The 16,737-nt window shown below is 73.3% G+C and carries 15 protein-coding genes, 1 tRNA gene and 1 riboswitch; of the genes, 7 read left to right on the top strand and 9 right to left on the bottom strand.

Annotation, left to right across the window (positions count from 1 at the left end; all coding sequences use genetic code 11):
* Positions 1–70: 70 nt before the first annotated feature.
* Positions 71–1,192 carry a citrate synthase 2 gene (locus tag TAE01_RS14815; protein WP_147067593.1) on the bottom strand — a complete coding sequence of 374 codons (1,122 nt, stop codon included), beginning with the start codon at positions 1,190–1,192 and terminating at the stop codon, positions 71–73.
* Positions 1,193–1,284: 92 nt separating this feature from the next.
* Here TAE01_RS14815 and TAE01_RS14810 point away from each other — a divergent pair, with 92 nt between their 5' ends.
* Positions 1,285–1,911 (top strand): pentapeptide repeat-containing protein, encoded by a 627-nt coding sequence (locus TAE01_RS14810; RefSeq protein ID WP_147067592.1) that lies wholly within the window; start codon positions 1,285–1,287, stop codon positions 1,909–1,911.
* A gap of 72 nt (positions 1,912–1,983) precedes the next feature.
* On the opposite strand, the gene TAE01_RS14805 is transcribed toward TAE01_RS14810, so the two are convergent.
* On the bottom strand, positions 1,984–2,388 hold the full coding sequence (locus TAE01_RS14805) for a hypothetical protein (protein WP_147067591.1): 405 nt from the start codon (positions 2,386–2,388) through the stop codon (positions 1,984–1,986).
* Between the two features lie 110 nt (positions 2,389–2,498).
* Here TAE01_RS14805 and pdxH point away from each other — a divergent pair, with 110 nt between their 5' ends.
* The gene (gene pdxH, locus TAE01_RS14800) at positions 2,499–3,251 is read left to right on the top strand and encodes a pyridoxamine 5'-phosphate oxidase (RefSeq protein WP_147067590.1); all 753 of its coding nucleotides are present in this window, start codon (positions 2,499–2,501) and stop codon (positions 3,249–3,251) included.
* A gap of 264 nt (positions 3,252–3,515) precedes the next feature.
* Here pdxH and TAE01_RS14795 read toward each other — a convergent pair whose 3' ends face one another.
* Entirely contained in the window at positions 3,516–4,691 is a 1,176-nt protein-coding gene (locus TAE01_RS14795) for a hypothetical protein (protein ID WP_186815227.1), read from the bottom strand.
* 67 nt (positions 4,692–4,758) lie between these two features.
* Between TAE01_RS14795 and TAE01_RS14790 the strand changes: the two genes are divergently transcribed.
* From TAE01_RS14790 to TAE01_RS14775, 4 genes are all read left to right on the top strand, one after another.
* Complete coding sequence (locus TAE01_RS14790) at positions 4,759–6,000, top strand: MFS transporter (protein WP_147067589.1); 1,242 nt, start codon at positions 4,759–4,761, stop codon at positions 5,998–6,000.
* 29 nt (positions 6,001–6,029) lie between these two features.
* On the top strand, positions 6,030–6,725 hold the full coding sequence (locus TAE01_RS14785; RefSeq protein ID WP_147067588.1) for an iron-dependent transcriptional repressor DtxR: 696 nt from the start codon (positions 6,030–6,032) through the stop codon (positions 6,723–6,725).
* Positions 6,726–6,931: 206 nt separating this feature from the next.
* Positions 6,932–7,096, top strand: a riboswitch (cyclic di-AMP (ydaO/yuaA leader).
* A gap of 4 nt (positions 7,097–7,100) precedes the next feature.
* The gene (locus TAE01_RS14780; protein ID WP_147067587.1) at positions 7,101–7,892 is read left to right on the top strand and encodes a C40 family peptidase; all 792 of its coding nucleotides are present in this window, start codon (positions 7,101–7,103) and stop codon (positions 7,890–7,892) included.
* Positions 7,893–7,988: 96 nt separating this feature from the next.
* A complete protein-coding gene (locus TAE01_RS14775) occupies positions 7,989–8,672 on the top strand; it encodes a DsbA family oxidoreductase (RefSeq protein ID WP_147067586.1) in 684 nt (227 codons plus the stop codon).
* A 56-nt stretch (positions 8,673–8,728) separates the two neighbouring features.
* Here the strand turns inward: TAE01_RS14775 and TAE01_RS14770 are convergent, their stop codons facing one another.
* The gene (locus tag TAE01_RS14770; protein ID WP_147067585.1) at positions 8,729–9,340 is read right to left on the bottom strand and encodes a carboxymuconolactone decarboxylase family protein; all 612 of its coding nucleotides are present in this window, start codon (positions 9,338–9,340) and stop codon (positions 8,729–8,731) included.
* Positions 9,341–9,642: 302 nt separating this feature from the next.
* Between TAE01_RS14770 and TAE01_RS14765 the strand changes: the two genes are divergently transcribed.
* The gene (locus TAE01_RS14765) at positions 9,643–11,076 is read left to right on the top strand and encodes a zf-HC2 domain-containing protein (RefSeq protein WP_147067584.1); all 1,434 of its coding nucleotides are present in this window, start codon (positions 9,643–9,645) and stop codon (positions 11,074–11,076) included.
* Here TAE01_RS14765 and TAE01_RS14760 read toward each other — a convergent pair.
* From TAE01_RS14760 to TAE01_RS14740, 5 genes are all read right to left on the bottom strand, one after another.
* The gene (locus TAE01_RS14760) at positions 11,061–11,528 is read right to left on the bottom strand and encodes an STAS domain-containing protein (RefSeq protein ID WP_186815226.1); all 468 of its coding nucleotides are present in this window, start codon (positions 11,526–11,528) and stop codon (positions 11,061–11,063) included. The two genes, TAE01_RS14765 and TAE01_RS14760, sit on opposite strands and share 16 nt — an antisense overlap.
* Entirely contained in the window at positions 11,525–13,828 is a 2,304-nt protein-coding gene (locus TAE01_RS14755) for a SpoIIE family protein phosphatase (protein ID WP_246111376.1), read from the bottom strand. Before TAE01_RS14755 ends, TAE01_RS14760 begins: the two co-directional genes overlap by 4 nt.
* Positions 13,829–13,965: 137 nt before the next feature.
* Positions 13,966–15,807: a glycosyltransferase family 39 protein gene (locus TAE01_RS14750; protein WP_147067582.1), complete on the bottom strand. Its 1,842-nt coding sequence runs from the start codon at positions 15,805–15,807 to the stop codon at positions 13,966–13,968.
* 114 nt (positions 15,808–15,921) lie between these two features.
* Positions 15,922–16,455 (bottom strand): magnetosome magnetite crystal formation protein family, encoded by a 534-nt coding sequence (locus TAE01_RS14745; RefSeq protein WP_186815225.1) that lies wholly within the window; start codon positions 16,453–16,455, stop codon positions 15,922–15,924.
* A gap of 55 nt (positions 16,456–16,510) precedes the next feature.
* A tRNA-Arg gene (locus TAE01_RS14740) sits at positions 16,511–16,586 on the bottom strand.
* Positions 16,587–16,737 lie beyond the last annotated feature (151 nt).

Genomic DNA, 16,737 nt, shown 5'->3' with positions numbered 1-16,737 from the left:
CGTTGCACCGCGCACCCCTCCGAGCACTGCGCACCGATGTGCGCACGGCGCACACCTGGGCCGGGGTCGCTCAGTGGGAGATGTCAGGCGTCCAGCCGGCGACGTCCTCGGGCTTGCGGGGTCCCTCGCCGATGTAGCGGGACGACGGGCGGATGAGCCGTCCCGTCTCCTTCTGCTCCAGGATGTGCGCCGACCAGCCGGCCGTGCGCGCGCAGGTGAACATCGGCGTGAACATCGACGGCGGCACCTCGGCGAAGTCGAGGATGACGGCGGCCCAGAACTCGACGTTGGTGGCGAGCACGCGATCGGGTCGGCGCGCGTGGAGCTCCTCCAGCGCGGCCTTCTCGAGCGCGGCGGCGGCCTCGTAGCGCGGGGCGCCCAGGCGCTCGCAGGCCGAGCGGAGCACGCGGGCACGCGGGTCCTCGGCGCGGTAGACGCGGTGCCCGAAGCCCATGAGACGGTCGCCCTTGTCGAGGACCCCCTTGACGTAGGCCGTCGCGTCGCCCTGCTGCTCGACGCCGTCGAGCATGTGCAGCACACGCGAGGGCGCGCCGCCGTGGAGCGGACCGGACATCGCACCGACGGCCCCGGAGAGGGCGGCCGCGACGTCGGCTCCGGTCGAGGTGATGACGCGAGCGGTGAAGGTCGAGGCGTTCATGCCGTGCTCGGCGGCGGAGACCCAGTAGGCGTCGACGGCCTCCACGTGCTTCGGGTCGGGCTCGCCGCGCCAGCGGATCATGAACCGCTCGGTGATGGTGCGGGCCTTGTCGACCTCGCTCTGCGGGACCATCGGCTTGTCGAGCCCGCGGGCGGACTGCCCGACGAACGACAGGGCCATGACGGCGGCGCGGGCGAGGTTGTCGCGCACCTCGTCGGCGTCGATGTCGAGCGTCGGCTTGAAACCCCACACCGGCGCGAGCATGGCCAGCGCGGACTGGACGTCGACGCGTACGTCCCCGGTGTGCACGGGCAGCGGGTAGGGCTCGGCGGGCGGCAGCCCCGGGTCGAACTCGTTGTCGACGAGCAGCCCCCAGACGTGGGCGAAGTCGACGTGGCCCACGAGGTCGTTGATGTCGACGCCGCGGTAGCGCAGCGCCCCGCCCTCCTTGTCCGGCTCGGCGATGGTGGACTCGAAGGCGATGACGCCCTCGAGGCCGGGCTTGAAGTCAGGGTCGGGCGTGCTGTCTGCCATGTCGATCCTTGCTGTGCAGGCGGTAGCACCGCGGTGTGGAGGCCGTCAGCCGCGGACGGGTGAGCGTCGGTCGCGACTGCCAGACTCACCGTATGCCGTCAGCCGCCGACCAGACCGTCTTTCGTGATGCCGTGTTCACCACCCGAGACCAGCACCACGACGCCGTCCGCTTCGAGGGCACCGACTTCACGGGAGCCCATGCGGAGGGTCACTCCTTCCTCGAGTGCTCCCTCCTCGGAAGCACGCTCGACGAGGCCCATCTCGAGGGGTCGCGGTGGTCCGAGAGCGAGTGGGACCGGGTCGGGGGAGTCGGGCTCTCGCTGGCCGAGGCGACCCTCGTGGAGACGACGATGGAGGGCTGCCGGCTCGCGGCCGTCTCGGCCTGGGGCTCGACGTGGCGCGACGTCACGGTGCGCGGCGGCAAGGTCGACTTCCTCAACCTGCGGGGTGCGCGCCTCAAGGACGTCGCGTTCCTCGACTGCGTGGTCGTCGGGCTGGACCTGCAGGAGGCCACGGTCGACGGGCTGACCTTCGAGGGCTGCACCGTGGTCTCGCCGACCTTCGGCCGGGGGACGTATGCCGGCCTCGACCTCTCGGGGGCGACGCTGCGTTCACCGGTGGGGCTGGCCGGCCTCAAGGGCGCGACGTTGAGCCGGTCCCAGGTCATCGACCTCGCCGACGCGTTCGCCCTCGAGCTCGGCATCCGCATCGCCGACTGACCCGGACCGCCCTGCTCCGCACCGCCCGCCCCGCCCCGGACCGCCCTGACTCGGACCGCCCTGCGGGGGCGGTCAGTTGATCTGGTTGGGCTTGGCCCGGCGCAGGGCCGCGGCGGCGGCGTCCTTGGCGCGATCCGTGGCCTTGACCTTGTCGTCCGGGCGGATGCGCTTCGTCAGGTCGGCACGGCCGACGAGCGTCGCGAGCAGCATGTCGGTGTGCGGGTGCACGTCGACGGCCTCGTCGCCGCTGAAGACGACCCAGTGCGCGACGTCGCCCTTGTAGACCTTGAGGATGCTGCCGTCGGCGAGCGACCGCGCGTGCGCCATGGCCTGGCGGCGCGCGCGTTCGCTCGAGATCGCCTTGTTGGCGGCCTCCTTGGCCGGGTCGCGCAGTGCCTGGGTGGCGACCCAGATCTGGGGGCCGTACTTGATGCCGAGCTTGACGCCCTGGGTGACGAGCTTGCCCTTGCCTGCCATGGTGGTGACTCCTCACAGCGCCCCGGTCCCGCCGGGGCTGTCGCCGGGACCGCGCGCGCCGTGGCCTGACGTCCGCGCGGACCTTCTCGTCCCAACCCTAGTCTGGGGTCATGGACAGCTCTCCTCGCGCGGCGGACCACGAGTCAGGCCCGCAGTCAGGCAACCAGCCGGCCGGGAACGGCCTCGCCGGGGTGCGCCGCGTCGACTACTCCGGTGACGGCCTCGTCGAGTCCGACGTCGCCGCCTCGCCCTACCTGCAGGCTCGTGACTGGGTCGACGCGGCGGTGGCGGCGTCGAAGGAGCGTGACGACGTGCCCGAGCCGACGGCCATCTCGGTGGCCACCGTCGACGTCTCGGGCACGCCCGACGTGCGCACCGTCCTCATGCGCTTCTTCGACGAACGCGGCCCGGGCTTCGTGACCAACCTCGGCTCGGCCAAGAGCGAGCACCTGCAGGCCAACCCGAGGGTCGCGGCGGCCCTGACCTGGCCGGCCATCTACCGTGCGATCCGCTTCCGGGGCACCGCCGAGCTCGTGGGGCGTGACGAGGTCGAGGACTACTTCGACTCGCGGCCCTACGGCTCGAGGCTGTCGGCCTGGGCGTCGGACCAGTCGCGCCCGGCGGCCGACCGGCACGAGCTCGAGCTCAAGTGGCAGGAGGCGCTCGAGCGCTTCCCCGACCACGGAGGCGAGCACGACGTGCCGGTGCCGGACTTCTGGGGTGGGTGGCGCATCGTCTGCGACGAGGTCGAGTTCTGGGCCGGTCGGCGCAACCGGCTGCACGACCGCATCGTCTTCCGCCGCACCGGTGACGGCGACCTCGCCGACGCCGCCTCGTGGACGAGGCTCCGCCTCCAGCCCTGACCCACCCGCCGGCTCGCCCGACACGGTGTTCGGTGCGGAGACCCGTGGGGTGGACACGGAACAGGGCAGCCCGACGAGTCGGACTGCCCTGCTTCATCCATGGGTGTGGATGGGGACGCGGCTATCGCGTGGCCACCTCACACGCTCCGGAAGAAATCACTTCTCGGATCACCTCCCTTCGGTTTCGATGCCACGACCGTACGTCGGGTCACAGGACGCGGCAAGGCCTTTATCGAGCCCTCCTCGAGGACGTCGCACCCGCCGTCAGGCCCCGGGATCGGCGTCCGGTGCCACGGCGGCCGTGACCTCGGGCTGCAGGCCGAGCGGGTAGGAGCCCCCGCTCGCCGTCGGTAGGGGAGGGGGCGGGGCCAGCGACCACGACGGCGTGGTCGGGGCCGGCCGGCTGCCCGAGCCCGGTGGGCGGCCACCGCCTCCGGCCGCGGGCGAGGGCGCCGACACGCGTCCTGCACCGAAGAGCATCGCGAGCAGGACCGGGACCTCGACGTATGCCGTGTAGCTCGAGAGCGCGGCATACACCGTCGTGCCCCGGGTGAAGTCGAGACCGAAGAGCACGGCGAAGACGGCGGCCACGACGAAGCCGACGGCCCACAGCCGCGGGCCGGTCACCCAGGGCACGCGCGCCTCGAACGCGGCCGAGGCGTCGGGGGCGATGCGCGGCATCAGGGCCACCCACACGACGTAGTGCATCGTCTGGAGGAAGGCGAGGACGGTGAGCAGCCGCAGCCCGACGACGCTCGCGGCGGTCCCGGGCAGAGCGCTCGAGGCGAGGACGGTGTGACCGTCCCCGACGACGCTGCGCACCATCCCGGGGTCGGCCGTGAGCGATCCGTCGAGCAGCCCGGAGAGCACGACCACGGGCACGGCGACGACCCAGAGCAGCTGCACGGCCCGGAAGGCGCGTCGACCGCGACGGGAGGTGATGCGCCGCGACCACTCCCAGAGGAAGAAGAGCACGACGACGTGGTGCAGGTGCGCCATGACGACGACGTGGTAGGCGGGGAAGGTCAGGGAGACCGCGGCCGCGACCCCGATGGCCGTCCACGCCGCGACGCGTCGGCGACCGTCGAGCACGTGGTGGGCCGCGCCCAGCAGCACGGCGTAGCCGAGGGCGATCTCCGCCAGCTGCGCCGGTCGGCCGAGCATGCCGACGAGGAGCCGGCAGACGACGATGCCGGTGACGAGCGCGACGAGCAGGTCGAGGAACGGTCGCCCGAGCACCGACGAGAACCGCCCCACGACGTAGCGCAGCTCGAGCAGGTTGTGCAGGACCCCGAAGAGGATGACGCCGATGACGGCGGTCGCGACGGGCGACCGGAGCGAGAGCGCGAGCGACGCGGCTGCGGCGGCGAGCACGAAGAGGGTCACGGAGCGCGAGCGCAGGCCCGCGCTCGCGCTGCTCGACGACTCCGGTCCGCTCACGCGCCAATGCTTTCGTCGGTCGGTCGGCCCGGCCACCCGAGTAACCCGATCGTTAGGGTCCTGTGGCGTGACCGAGATTCGGCAGGAGGGCGTGGACGGGCGCGGCGGCAGCCTGCGCGCGATCGCGCTGTCCGCCTACGGCCCCACCCTGCTCGGCTCGACGGGCGCCGGCGCCGTGTCGCCGATCGTGGCCGTGTCGGCGCGCGAGCTCGGTGCGTCGGTGGGGGTCGCCTCCCTCCTCGTCGCGATGATGGGCGTCGGCCAGCTGCTCGGCGACCTGCCGTCCGGTGCGCTCGCGGCGCGGATCGGTGAGCGGCGCGCCCTGCTCGTCGCGGCTGTCGTCGAGGCGGTGGGCATGCTCGTGGCGGCGCTCGCGGGTGGCCTCGTCATGCTGTTCGTCGGGGTCCTCGTCATCGGCCTCGCCGGTTCCCTCTTCGGGCTGGCCCGACAGGCCTACCTCACCGAGGCTGTACCGGTCGCGATGCGCGCGCGGGCGTTGTCGACGCTCGGTGGCGTGAACCGCATCGGCTACTTCGTCGGTCCGTTCATCGGCTCCCTCGTCATCGCCGCGTGGGGCACGGAGTCCGCGTATGCCGTGGGCGGCGTCGCGAGTGCCGCCGCGTTCGTGCTCGTCCTCCTCGCACCCGACATCACCGGGTCCGCCCATCGGATCGAGGGCGACGGCAAACCGCTCAGCGTCGCCTCGGTGCTCCTGCGGCACCGGCACGTGCTGCTGACGCTGGGCACGGGTGCGATGTGCGTGGCCGGGGCCCGTGCCATCCGTGAGGCGCTCGTCCCGCTGTGGGCCGAGTCGGTCGGCTTCTCGCCCGCGCAGACCTCGCTCGTCTTCGGGGTCGCGGGCGCCCTCGACATGGCGCTCTTCTACCCGTCCGGGTGGCTCATGGACCGCTACGGCCGCGTGGCCGCGGCCGTGCCCAGCATGCTGGTCCTCGGGCTGGGGATGGCCCTGATGCCGCTCGCGACGAGCCTCGTCGCCGTGACGGCCGCGGCGACGGTGCTCGGGATCGGCAACGGCCTCGGCGCGGGCCTCATCATGACGCTCGGGGCCGACGCGTCGCCGGCCGAGGGCAGGTCGCAGTTCCTCGGGGGCTGGCGCCTCTGCGCCGACCTGGGAAGGGCGGCGGGCCCGCTGGCGTTGTCAGGGCTGAGCGCCGTCATGTCCCTCGGCTCCTCCGCCGTCGTGCTCGGCGTCGGCGCGGTCGTGGGGGCCGGCTGGCTGCGCATCTGGGTGCCCCGGCACGACCCGACCCGGGTCCGCGACCGCGACCCGGCGACGAGCGGTCCCTGAGCGCTCTCCGACTCTGAGAAGGTATGACCGTGACGGACCTGATCGACACCACCGAGATGTACCTGCGCACCATCTTCGAGCTCGAGGAGGAGGGCATCGTCCCCCTGCGCGCGCGCATCGCCGAGCGTCTCGGCCACTCGGGTCCCACGGTGTCCCAGACCGTCGCCCGCATGGAGCGCGACGGTCTCGTCGCCGTGTCGGGCGACCGGCACCTCGAGCTGTCCGACCACGGGCGGCTGCTCGCCACGCGCGTCATGCGCAAGCACCGCCTCGCCGAGCGGCTGCTCGTCGACGTCATCGGCCTCGAGTGGGAGTACGCCCACGACGAGGCGTGCCGGTGGGAGCACGTGATGTCCGAGAAGGTCGAGCGCAAGATCCTCGGGCTCATCGGCGAGGGCCTCGAGTCGCCCTACGGCAACCCGATCCCGGGCCTCGACGAGCTGGGAGTCCGCCAGGACGCCGACTTCCTCACCGGCCTCAGCACCCTGACGGCCGCGGTGGGCGACGCCCCGGCGGTCGTGACGATCCGCCGCATCGGCGAGCCGGTGCAGGTCGACCCCGAGGCACTGGCCCTGCTCACGAGCGCCGGTGTCGTGCCGGGCGCGCGCGTCGAGGTCGTGCGTGACGGGGGCCGCGTCGTGGCGGTCCGCGAGGGGAGCGAGCCGTCCACCGGGGTCTCCCTGCCCGACGACGTGGCCGTCCACGTCTTCTGCCAGGCCGCCTGAACACGCCGTATTCGTCAGGGTCTGCCCCGGTCTGCGGGGCTGTTTTGGCATGCTTCGACAGCGTTCGTCGGGGTCCCGGAAAATTCTTGGACTTCCGGGAACTCGGAGGTGACAAGGCAGTGTGACTTGGGTACGGTTGGCGAACTTGCTCTCCCCGTCGAGTGAGTGCCCCGGGTCGAACCGCCTAGTCCTGCCATCGACCTGAGGCTCAGCACGAACCGCATGGCAGGAGCGGGGGAACCACTTTCTGCGGACGTCGCGAGACGCCCTCGGGGTGAAGCCCTCCGTGGACCGAACTCGGTCCGAGCGAAGGCCGGGCAGTACCTCCAGCCCGAACCCGACAGCTCACCTCGTAGGCGTCGAGAGGTCAAACCTGTGGCTCAGAACGTTTCCGGGCGCCACCGCGCCCCCGGTCGATTCAACGCGATCGCCGAGCTCAAGACGATCGCCAAGGAGTCTGCTCAGCCCGCCGTGAAGGGTGCCGCGATCGTGGCTGCCTCAGGTGGCCTCGTCGCCTCGTTCGCCGGCACGGCGAACGCTGCCGACGGCTCGAGCAGCGCTGTCGCCGCCCCCGCCGCCGTCGGCCCTGCCGTCGGCACCCTCAAGGCCGGCAACGCCCTCTCGGCCATCGGCTTCGCTGCCCCGACGCTCAAGCAGTCGGCGGCCAAGCCGGTCGTCATCGAGGACATCTCGGTCAAGACGGCCCGCGCCGAGAAGGCCGCCGCCGACGAGGCTGCTGCCGCGAAGGCCGCCGCCGACCGCCAGGCCGCCTCGCAGCGCGCCTCGCGCTCCATCTCCGCGGCCCGCGTCGCGCTCAACGTCGCGCCGGCTCCGACCGCCAGCGGCATCGTGGGCATCGCGCAGTCCTTCTTCGGCGTGCCGTACGTCTACGGTGGCTCGTCCCCCTCGGGCTTCGACTGCTCGGGCTTCACCTCCTACGTCTACCGCCAGGCCGGGATCTCGATCCCCCGCACCGCCTCGGCGCAGCAGTCGGCGGCGACGCCCGTCAGCAACCCGAGCCCGGGAGACCTCGTCTTCTTCGGCTCGCCGGCCTACCACGTGGGCATCTACGTCAGCCCCGGCCGCATGATCGACGCGCAGCGCCCCGGCACGACGGTCGGCAACCACTCCATCTGGACGACCCCCTCGGGCTACGGCCGCTTCTGAGCCGCCCAGGTCTCGCACCGTCGCTGCGCCCCCACCGGATCCGGTGGGGGCGCAGTGCCGTGCCGGCGCCCCCGACGCGCGTGATTGACTGAGTCGATGACCGACCAGTCTGCTGCCGAGTCCACGACCCTCATCGAGCTCGACCTCTGGAGCGACCTGGTCTGCCCCTACTCGTGGGTGGCCAAGCGCCGCGTCGAGGCCGCCGTCGCGGCGTTCGAGCGGCCGCACGACGTCACGGTGCGCCTCCGGTCGTTCGAGCTCGACCCCGACGTCCCGGTCGGCGGCTCGGTGCCCGTCAGCGAGCACCTCTCCGTGCGGCACGGCGGGGACGCGGGCACGGGACGGCTCATGAACGCCAGGGCCAGCGAGATCGCGGAGGCCGACGACCTCCTCTTCGACTGGGACCGCGCCGTGCGTGCCAACACCTTCGACGCCCATCGCCTGTGCGCCCTGGCCGGCGAGATGGGCGGTCCGGCCCTGAGGTCGGCCGCGGTCGAGCGCTTCCACTCGGCGCACTTCGGTGAGGGGCTGGCCATCGACGACCACGAGGTGCTCCAGCGGCTCTCCGGCGAGTGCGGTCTCGACGAGCGTCGGGTGTCCGCCGTGCTGGCCTCCGACGACTACGCCGACGACGTGCGCGCCGACGAGCAGCAGGCGCGGTCGATGGGTGTGACGGCGACGCCCGTCGTCATCGCGAACGGGTATGCCGCGGTGTCGGGTGTGGCGGCCGTCGAGGACTACCTCGCCCTCCTCCGGGGCGTCGCCACCCAGACCGTCTGAGCCGCGCCTGCGGAGAGTGGGGCGCCCGACGGGGCGGACGGCATACGACGCCTCGGTCAGGAGGGCGTGTCCGCGGCCGTGCGACCGAAGGAGACGGCGGCGTCGACGGCTGCGGGGGCGTCGTCGCGCAGCTGGCGGTCGGGCGCGGGCCCGAGCGCGTCGTTGACGGTGGAGAACGCGCGCCGCAGCGCGACGAACACCGTGATCGCGAAGATCTGACGGTCGTCGAAGCCGGCGGCGCGCAGCGGCTCGAGGTCTGCTGGTGTCGTCGCGTTCGGGTCGCGGGCCACCGTCCTCGCCCATCGGGCGAGAGCGAGGTCGGCAGCGTCGAGGGCCGAGTCGTCGCCGCGCAGGACGGCGTCGGCCACCTCGTCGCCGGCCGCGCTCGCGAGCCGGGTGCCCCAGGCCAGCGAGCAGTACGCGTCGCCGATGGTCCCGGCGGTCGCCGCGACGAGCACGCCCCGCTGGCGGAAGGTCAGGCCGGCCAGCTGCGCCATGTCGGCGAGCAGGGCGAAGAGCCCGACCTTCGCCGACGGCGCCTGCGCCCAGACCCGGGTGAGGTTCATGACGTAGCCGTGGTCTGCGATGTCGCTGTCGAACAGGGCCTGGATCTCGGGCGAGAGCGCGGGCTCGGTGAGGAAGCCGTGAGTCGATGGTGCGGGGTCCATGGCAACTCCCTCTGACGTCAAGCGTGCTCGTTCATCGTCGCACGGGGGACTCTGTCGCACAGTGCGATCCGCGGGTCCGTGATGGTGGGGTGTCGCAAATGGGGCAAACCGGTCGAGCGGCTCCCGAGGCGGCTGCTTCGTGGGCATGTCGCGGTGTGATTCGGCCCCGAAACCCCCTGTGGGGGGAAGGATGTCAGGGTGCGTGGCGGACGCAATGACGGGTCCGGGCACCCGGAGTCGTCCACGCACCGGGCAGAGGTCGTCGAGCAGCCGACGAGGTCGGCAGACCGGGGTGGGAGACAGTGGGGCGGTCGGACGACGGGCGCGCCGGCGGGCACGAGGACGCCGCGGAGTCCGCGGAGTCCTCGGGCTTCGAGGGTGTGGAGCGCCCCGACGGTGCGGGTGACGATGCGGCCGAGGTCGAGGCGCGCGATGCTGTCTGGGCCGCCTGGCGCTCCCTGACCGACGAGTCCCGCTCGCTGCTCTGGCGGCTCGTCGTCCACGAGGAGCACCCGCGTCAGATCGCGCCGGCGCTCGGCACCACCTCGAGCGGTGTGGCGACCCAGAGCCGGCAGGCGCGCGTGCGACTGCGGCAGGCGTTGCTGACCGAGGTCGTCGCCCACGCGACCGATCCCGTGTGCCGCGAGGTGCGCCGTCACCTCGGTGGCTACGTGCGGGACTCGCTCACGCCCGCCAACCGACATCGCGTTGAGGACCACCTGGACGGGTGTCCTCGCTGCCGCGCTGCGCTGGCCGACGTCGTCGACGTCGACGCCGCGATCCGGCTGCGGGTCGCCCCTGCGCTGCTGCCCGGCGCGTTCGCACCGCCCGAGGCCATGGCAGACGACAGTGGTGCCGGCGCGGGTGCCGCTGTCGGTGAGGGCCCCGCCCCAGGCCTGACGCCCGAGGACTCGTCGGTGCCGCTCGCGGTGGGCGTCGCCCCGGTCGTGGGCTCGGCCGAGTCCGGGGCGTGGGGCCCGGCCGGCCGCGTGCTGTCGGTCCCAGGGCGGTCGGCGGCCGCGGTGCTCGCTGCAGCCGCCGTCGTCGCGGCCGTGGCTCTCTTCCTCTTCCAGCTCGAGCCGACCGGTGGGGTCACGGCCGGGAGGCCGACGCGGTCCGGCGCGTCGACGGGGTCGGTCGGAGGAGCGGAGCCGACGTACCCGCCGGACGGCACCCCGGACGCGGTCGCCCCGAGGCCGGTCATCGGCGTCGCGACGGCCGAGGGCGTCTCGCGCCGACAGCCCCCGGGCGGTCGGAGCTCCGGCTCCGGCGTGACCGGAGATGCGGGCAGCGCGGTGCGGCAGGCGCTCCCGACGACCCGTGCCGGATCGTCGACAGGCGCCTCGAACGTCCACCCGAGCCCCACGAGGCCGGTCCCGACCCCCTCCGCGTCGACCTCGGTGCCCTCCTCACCGACCGCGCCGCCCACGTCTGCCGTGCCCGGACCTGTGGGCACGGTCACGAGCCTGCGCCTCGCCCCCAGCGACCGGGGGTGCTTCGCGCACCTCGAGGCACCCACCGGTTGGCTCATCACGTCGGTGCGGGACCTGCGCGGGGGCCGGCAGAGGGAGCACGTGAGCTCGCCGACGTCGGTCTACGACGGTCGCCTCGCCGGCGGTGACATCGTCATCGAGGTGACGCGGGTCCGTCCGGACCTGACGGGCGTGCTGACGGCGCTCTTCACCGACGCCTCGGGTGCGCCACTGCCGGGCTCGGGGACCTACCCGCTGCGCTGACCGCCGTCGTCGTCGACCACCGTGGAGGTCGGCTCGGTGGGGACCGACGGGGGAGTGGGCGGTGGCTGGCTTGCCGCGCCCGGGGGCGGGAAGGCGGCATACGTCGTCGGGGCGTCGGTGAGCCCGGGGGCGCTCTCGTCGACGGGGATCACCTGACCCAGCCGGGTGAGCTCGACGACGGCCCGGATCGGTGAGCCCGACGGCACGACGAGGCGCAGGTCTTGGCGGCGGTCGCGCAGGCGCTGGGAGAGGCGGAAGAGCGACGCGATCGCGGCGCTGTCGACGTAGGTGGTGCCGGTCAGGTCGAGGACCACGAGGGTCACGTCGTCGGGGACCGCGTGAGCCAGCGCGTCGGTCAGTGCCCGCGCGTTGGAGAGGTCGAGCTCTCCCGTGAGCGAGACGTGCTGGGTGGTCCCGGTGCGGGTCGTGTCGACGCGCGCGAGCTCGCTCACGGCCTGACCTCCAGCCCGACGTGTCGCCGCAGGCGGACCTCGGTGCCGCCCACGGCATGGTCGACCGACACGTCGTCCACGAGGGCGTGCATGAGCTGCAGCCCCCAACCGCCTCCCCGCTCGGCCGCGGGGCGCCAGTGCCCGTGGTCGCGGACCCGGACCTCGAGGTGGTCCCCCTCGAGCCGGGCCTCGACGACGAGCTCACCGCTGGACGCCTGCTCGCTGTAGGCGTGCTGGACGACGTTGGCGCACGCCTCGCCGCAGGCGACGAGGACCTCGTTGGTGTCCTCGTCGACGACCCCGGACTCACGCAGCCACCGGCGCAGGGCACTGCGCACCTGCACGAGGTTGCGGGCCTCCGCCGGCAGCCGGAGGTCGAGCTCGCCGTCGACCGCCACGGCGGGGCGCATGACGAGGATCGCGACGTCGTCCTCGATGTGCTCCTCGTCGAGGAACGTGTCGAGAAGCCGGTCGCAGAGGGCCTCGAGGCCGTCGCCGGGTGGCGCGGCCGCGACCTCACGTCGCAGGCGGTCGAGCCCGTCGGTGAGGGAGACGCCCCGGCGCTCGATGAGGCCGTCGGTGTAGAGCAGGAGCGTCGCTCCCGGGGGCAGCTCGGCCCCGCCCTCCGTGAACGAGCCGTCGGCGGTGACCCCGACGGGTGGGGACAGGGCGCCGGTGAGGTAGCTGCCGACGCCGTCGACGACGGTGAGGGCGGGAGGGTGGCCGGCGTTGCTCCACCGCAGCCGGCGCGCGGCCGGGTCGAAGAGGAGGTAGGTGAGCGTCACCATCTCGGGGACCGGCAGCTGCGAGACGAGCTGGTGGACGCCGCGCATCACCGCTGGCGGTGACGGGTCCTGCAGGGCGTAGGCGCGCAGGGCCATGCGGACCTGGACCATCGTCGCTGCGGCCTGAAGGCCGTGGCCGGCGACGTCGCCGATCGCGAGGCCGAGCAGGCCGCCCGGCAGCTGGACGACGTCGTACCAGTCGCCCCCGACCTGGACGTCGGCCGTCGCCGGGACGTAACGGGCGGCGAGGGCGATGCCCGGCACGTCGGGGAGGCGGTCGGGCAGCAGGCTGCGCTGGAGCGTCTCGGCGATCTGGTGCTCACGGCGGGCGCGGGCCTCCTCGTGGCTCAGCAGCTCCTGCGCCTCGGCCCGCTCCTGGATCTCCTGCACGAGCCGGGTGTTGGCCGCCGAGAGCTGCGCCGTGCGGCGCTCGACTCGACGCTCGAGCTCCGAGGTGGCGGCGCCGAGGGCGGCAGCGGTCTGCAGGCGCTCGCTGACGAGGGCCGCGAGGAAGAAGGAGGTCAGGGCGACGCAGGCGTTGAAGGACTGGAGCGTCACCATCTGCTCGAGCAGGGTCATGCCCCGGAACGGCCCGATCATGTGCGCGGCGGACCACGTCGCGAGGACGGCGGCGATGAGGGCGGCCGGTGCGGCGCCCCGCAGCTGGAGCCGCCAGGCCGCCCACCCGAGGACGGGCAGCGCGAGGAAGAGCACCGGCAGCTCGGTCAGCGAGGCCGCGGCGATGACGGCGGTCGCTGCGACGAGCACCGTGCTGCCCTCGAGCCACTGGCGCCACGGCCAGCGGCGCTGCTCCCAGAAGAGGGGGAGGCACAACAGGAACGGCGCGACGGTCAGCACGCCCATGGCGTCGCCGGTCCACCACACCGCCCACGCGGCCGGCACCTGGGCCGTCGTGATCGACCCGGAGACGAGCAGGGTCGCCGAGCCGATGGTGGCGCTCACGAGCATGCTCGCCAGCGCGCCGAGGAAGACGATCGCCATGGCGTCGCGCTGCCGGTCGAGCTCGCGGCGGAAGCCGACCCGCCGCAGCAGCGTGACGGCCACGACCGGGGCGAGCGTGTTGCCGATCGCCGTGACGCCCGCGGCCAGCGGGGTGGCGCTGAGCGGCAGGTTGACCGCGAGGGCGGCGACCGCGACGGCCGGCCAGTAGGAGCGGCCGACGACGACGAGGGCGGCGACGGCGATGCCGGTGGGTGGCCAGAGCGGCGTCACGTCGTTGCCGACGAGGGACAGGCCCAGGCCGAGACGGGCCCCGAGGTAGTAGGCGAGGGCGATGAGGACGAGCCGGCCGAGTCGGCGCGGGAGGGTGACGGGCGCACCGAAGGGGCCCGGAGTGCCCGGAGTGCCCGTGGTGGCGCGTCGGTCCGCCGCGGCGCTCGCCGGCTGGGCGGAGTCCGAGGTGGTGGTCGGGGGCGCCTCGGGTGCTCCTGCCGAGCCGGCGTCGGGCAGGGCGGCTCGGCCCGAGGTGTCCGCTGCCCCCACGCTCGCCGTCATCGTCGGGAGCAGCCCAGCCGCCCGCGCCCCACCATGACTCCGACTGTAGGAGCACGGAGTGTGCCCTGACGAGCCTTTCGTCCACACCCGGGTCCGGGGTCGCCGGCCGGCCCGGGCCTCAGGGGCGCCGGGGCGGGTCAGCAGCGCACGTAGTCGGCTCGGACCTGGAGCAGGAACCGGGAGCCGAACAGGCCGTCAGCGGCGAGGGAGGCCAGCGGCGGGGTGTCGACGTGCCGCGGTCTCGACGGATCGACCCGCGTGACCCGCACGCACACGTGGGCGTCGTCGAAGAGCCCGACCCAGAACGGCTGTCCCTGGTGCGGGTCGAAGTGGTTGAGGACCGCGCCCGGCTGGTGGAAGCCGAACCACTCGAGGCCGGCGTCGATGGTCTGGGCGGGGTGCCCGGCCCGGGTCAGGGCCTCGCCGATGCGCCACTTGGCCCCGTCCACCGTCGCGGCGGCGTCGACCTGGAAGGCGCCGAGCACCGCCAGACCGACGAGCCCGACGGCTCCGACGACGCGCGAGGACCGGGGGTGGCGCGCGGGTGCGGACCGGCGTGCCCACCAGACCAGGGCGGCCGCGAGGTACGGCACGACGGGGAAGAGGTAGCGGTCACCGACCCACGGCACGAGCAGGCTCACGGCCAGCACGGTGAGGATCATGGCGAGGCTGTAGACGAGGGCGAGGACGAGCGCGGGCTCCCGAAGCCACGGGGCGTATGCCGTGTGGCGCGAGCCGGTGTCGCCGGTCACCTCGGCGTTCGGCTCGGTCTCCGGCCGGGGGTGGGCTGGCGACGGGAGGGCCGCGCGGGCGTGCCAGGTCGCGACACGGCATACGACCCAGGTCAGGACGGCCTCGAGGACGGCGGCCAGGAGGGTGAGGGTGGCGGCGCTCGTCAGGAAGAGGATCGCGTCCCAGACGGGAGTGGAGATGACGGCCGGCTGGGCGCCGTACAGCGTCTGGGGGTAGGCGCCGCCCTGGCTGACGTAGTTCCCGGTCAGGATCGGGTTCGGGCTGTTGAGGGCACGGGGGAGCACGAGCACGAGGGCCGTGCCCAGCGCGACCCACCGGCGCCACGTCCACGGCGTGTGCGGCCACCGCCAGAAGAGCATGACCGCCGGCGCGATGAGCAGGGCACAGGTGAAGACGACACGAACGGTGTTGTGGGCGGGCGCGGTCCAGTGCAGGGCAGGCGCGCTGCCCGGGCCACTCAGCTGGGCGCGCCAGACGTAGAGCGTCCCGGCGCCGATGAGCCAGACGAGGCCGAGGGCTGCGGCGCCGATCCGTTCGCGACGCACTCTGGCCGCGTCCGGTCCCCAGCCGGGGTGTCGGGCGAGCAGACCCCGCGACAGCGCGAAGCAGCCGAGCACGGCGACGGGAACGGCGACGGCATACTCCCGGACGGAGAAGGCCGCGAACGCCACGGCCAGCGAGAGCGCGAGCCACGCCAGTGGGCGGCGGGTCGCGGACAGCGCGGTGACCCCGGCCAGCAGGGCGAGGGACTGCAGGGCGAAGCTCGGCGCGTCCGACATGAACGTCGGCGCGAGCGACCCGTAGATCGGCCCGAGCGCGAGGCAGCCGACGCTGAAGGCGGCCCACCCGACGGGGAGGAAGTGCCGCACGACGAGGTAGGAGGCCCAGAGCCCGACCGCGGCGAAGAGGGCTCCGAAGATCTGGAGCGGGACGATCGCGCTGCCGAAGACGGCCAGGAGCGGCTGCGCGAGCAGGACCTGCCCGACGAGCATGGTCCGGGTGAACGGGTCGGGCGCGAACCAGCCCTGGTGGAGGACGTCGAACGCGGTCCGGTAGTAGCCCCAGTCGTCGTTGCGGGGCACCCCGAGGGCGCCGTCGAGACCCGCGATCAGCACGTAGGTGGCGGCGACGGCCAGGGAGCACGCCACAGCCACCCGGCGCTCGCGGGCCGAGATCTTCGCGAGGACGGGGACGGCCCGGGGAGGGTGGCGGACGGCCAGACTCATGGGCCGGACGCTAGCCCGGCAGGTTGGCCGCCCGCTCACAGCCCGCTGGCCCTTTCATGACACCGTCAGGTGGGCCTCAGGCGGCGGGGCTCGTCGGGAGGAGAGCTGTCGCCGCTACGCCTCGCTCCTGCGGGCCCCGCGGACGAAGCGGATCGACAGCGGGTAGCGCCACCACACCCGGCGACTGGCCTGCACCGCGCCCCGGATGGACATCCCGAGCACCGTGGCGCCGGCGAGGAAGGCGAGCGGGAAGGCGACGAAGAGCAACGCGGGTGGGTTGACGTCGTCGGGGTTGGCGGTCGCCGTGGCGACGATGAGGCTCCCGATGAGGACGTTCCACACCACCGTGAAGAGGATCTGGACGTTGAGGGCCTCGGTCGCGTGGTGCTTGACGAAGGGGTCCTCCTTGCCGGCGGTCAGTCTGATGACGAGGGGCGCGATGACCGGCAGGACGAGGAAGCTCACGTGGGACAGGACCGCCCACGTCGTGTCGGACCGCGGCTGCGGCATCGTTTGGGGCATCGTGGTGGCGGTCCAGGAGTAGCCGTCCCACCAGCGCAGCTGTCCGGAGGGGTCGGGGTACCAGCCCGGTGGGGGAGACGGCGGCTGGAGGGAAGGGTCGTCTGGGCGGGGAGCGTCGTATGCCACGGGACGAGTGTGGCGCGTGACAGCGGCGCGGCACGTCAAACGGACAAAACGACTGTGGTGCCCCCGGCAGGATTCGAACCTGCGACACCCGCTTTAGGAGAGCGGTGCTCTATCCCCTGAGCTACGAGGGCGGGGCATGGCTGAAACCCTCACTGGAAACCTCGCTGCAAGGATCGCTGTAACCCTCGCTGTAACGAGGCCCTGCTGGGCCGACCAACGGGGACAGGCTACTGGACTGCGGCGGGCCTCCCGCGCGTGGCTGCCGACGGCGCGGCGGAGCAC

This window comes from Terrabacter aerolatus, from assembly GCF_007991735.1.
GTDB classification, from domain to species: Bacteria; Actinomycetota; Actinomycetes; order Actinomycetales; family Dermatophilaceae; genus Terrabacter; species Terrabacter aerolatus.
The sequence above is the reverse complement of the archived record's forward strand: the minus strand, read 5'-3'. Positions and strand labels throughout refer to the sequence as shown.

Excerpts from the sequence above, each read along its gene's own strand:
- TAE01_RS14815 (WP_147067593.1), bottom strand. The coding sequence starts at position 1,192 with ATGGCAGACAGCACGCCCGACCCTGACTTCAAGCCCGGCCTCGAGGGC.
- TAE01_RS14810 (WP_147067592.1), top strand. The coding sequence starts at position 1,285 with ATGCCGTCAGCCGCCGACCAGACCGTCTTTCGTGATGCCGTGTTCACC.
- TAE01_RS14805 (WP_147067591.1), bottom strand. The coding sequence starts at position 2,388 with ATGGCAGGCAAGGGCAAGCTCGTCACCCAGGGCGTCAAGCTCGGCATC.
- pdxH (WP_147067590.1), top strand. The coding sequence starts at position 2,499 with ATGGACAGCTCTCCTCGCGCGGCGGACCACGAGTCAGGCCCGCAGTCA.
- TAE01_RS14775 (WP_147067586.1), top strand. The coding sequence starts at position 7,989 with ATGACCGACCAGTCTGCTGCCGAGTCCACGACCCTCATCGAGCTCGAC.
- TAE01_RS14770 (WP_147067585.1), bottom strand. The coding sequence starts at position 9,340 with ATGGACCCCGCACCATCGACTCACGGCTTCCTCACCGAGCCCGCGCTC.
- TAE01_RS14755 (WP_246111376.1), bottom strand. The coding sequence starts at position 13,828 with ATGACGGCGAGCGTGGGGGCAGCGGACACCTCGGGCCGAGCCGCCCTG.
- TAE01_RS14750 (WP_147067582.1), bottom strand. The coding sequence starts at position 15,807 with ATGAGTCTGGCCGTCCGCCACCCTCCCCGGGCCGTCCCCGTCCTCGCG.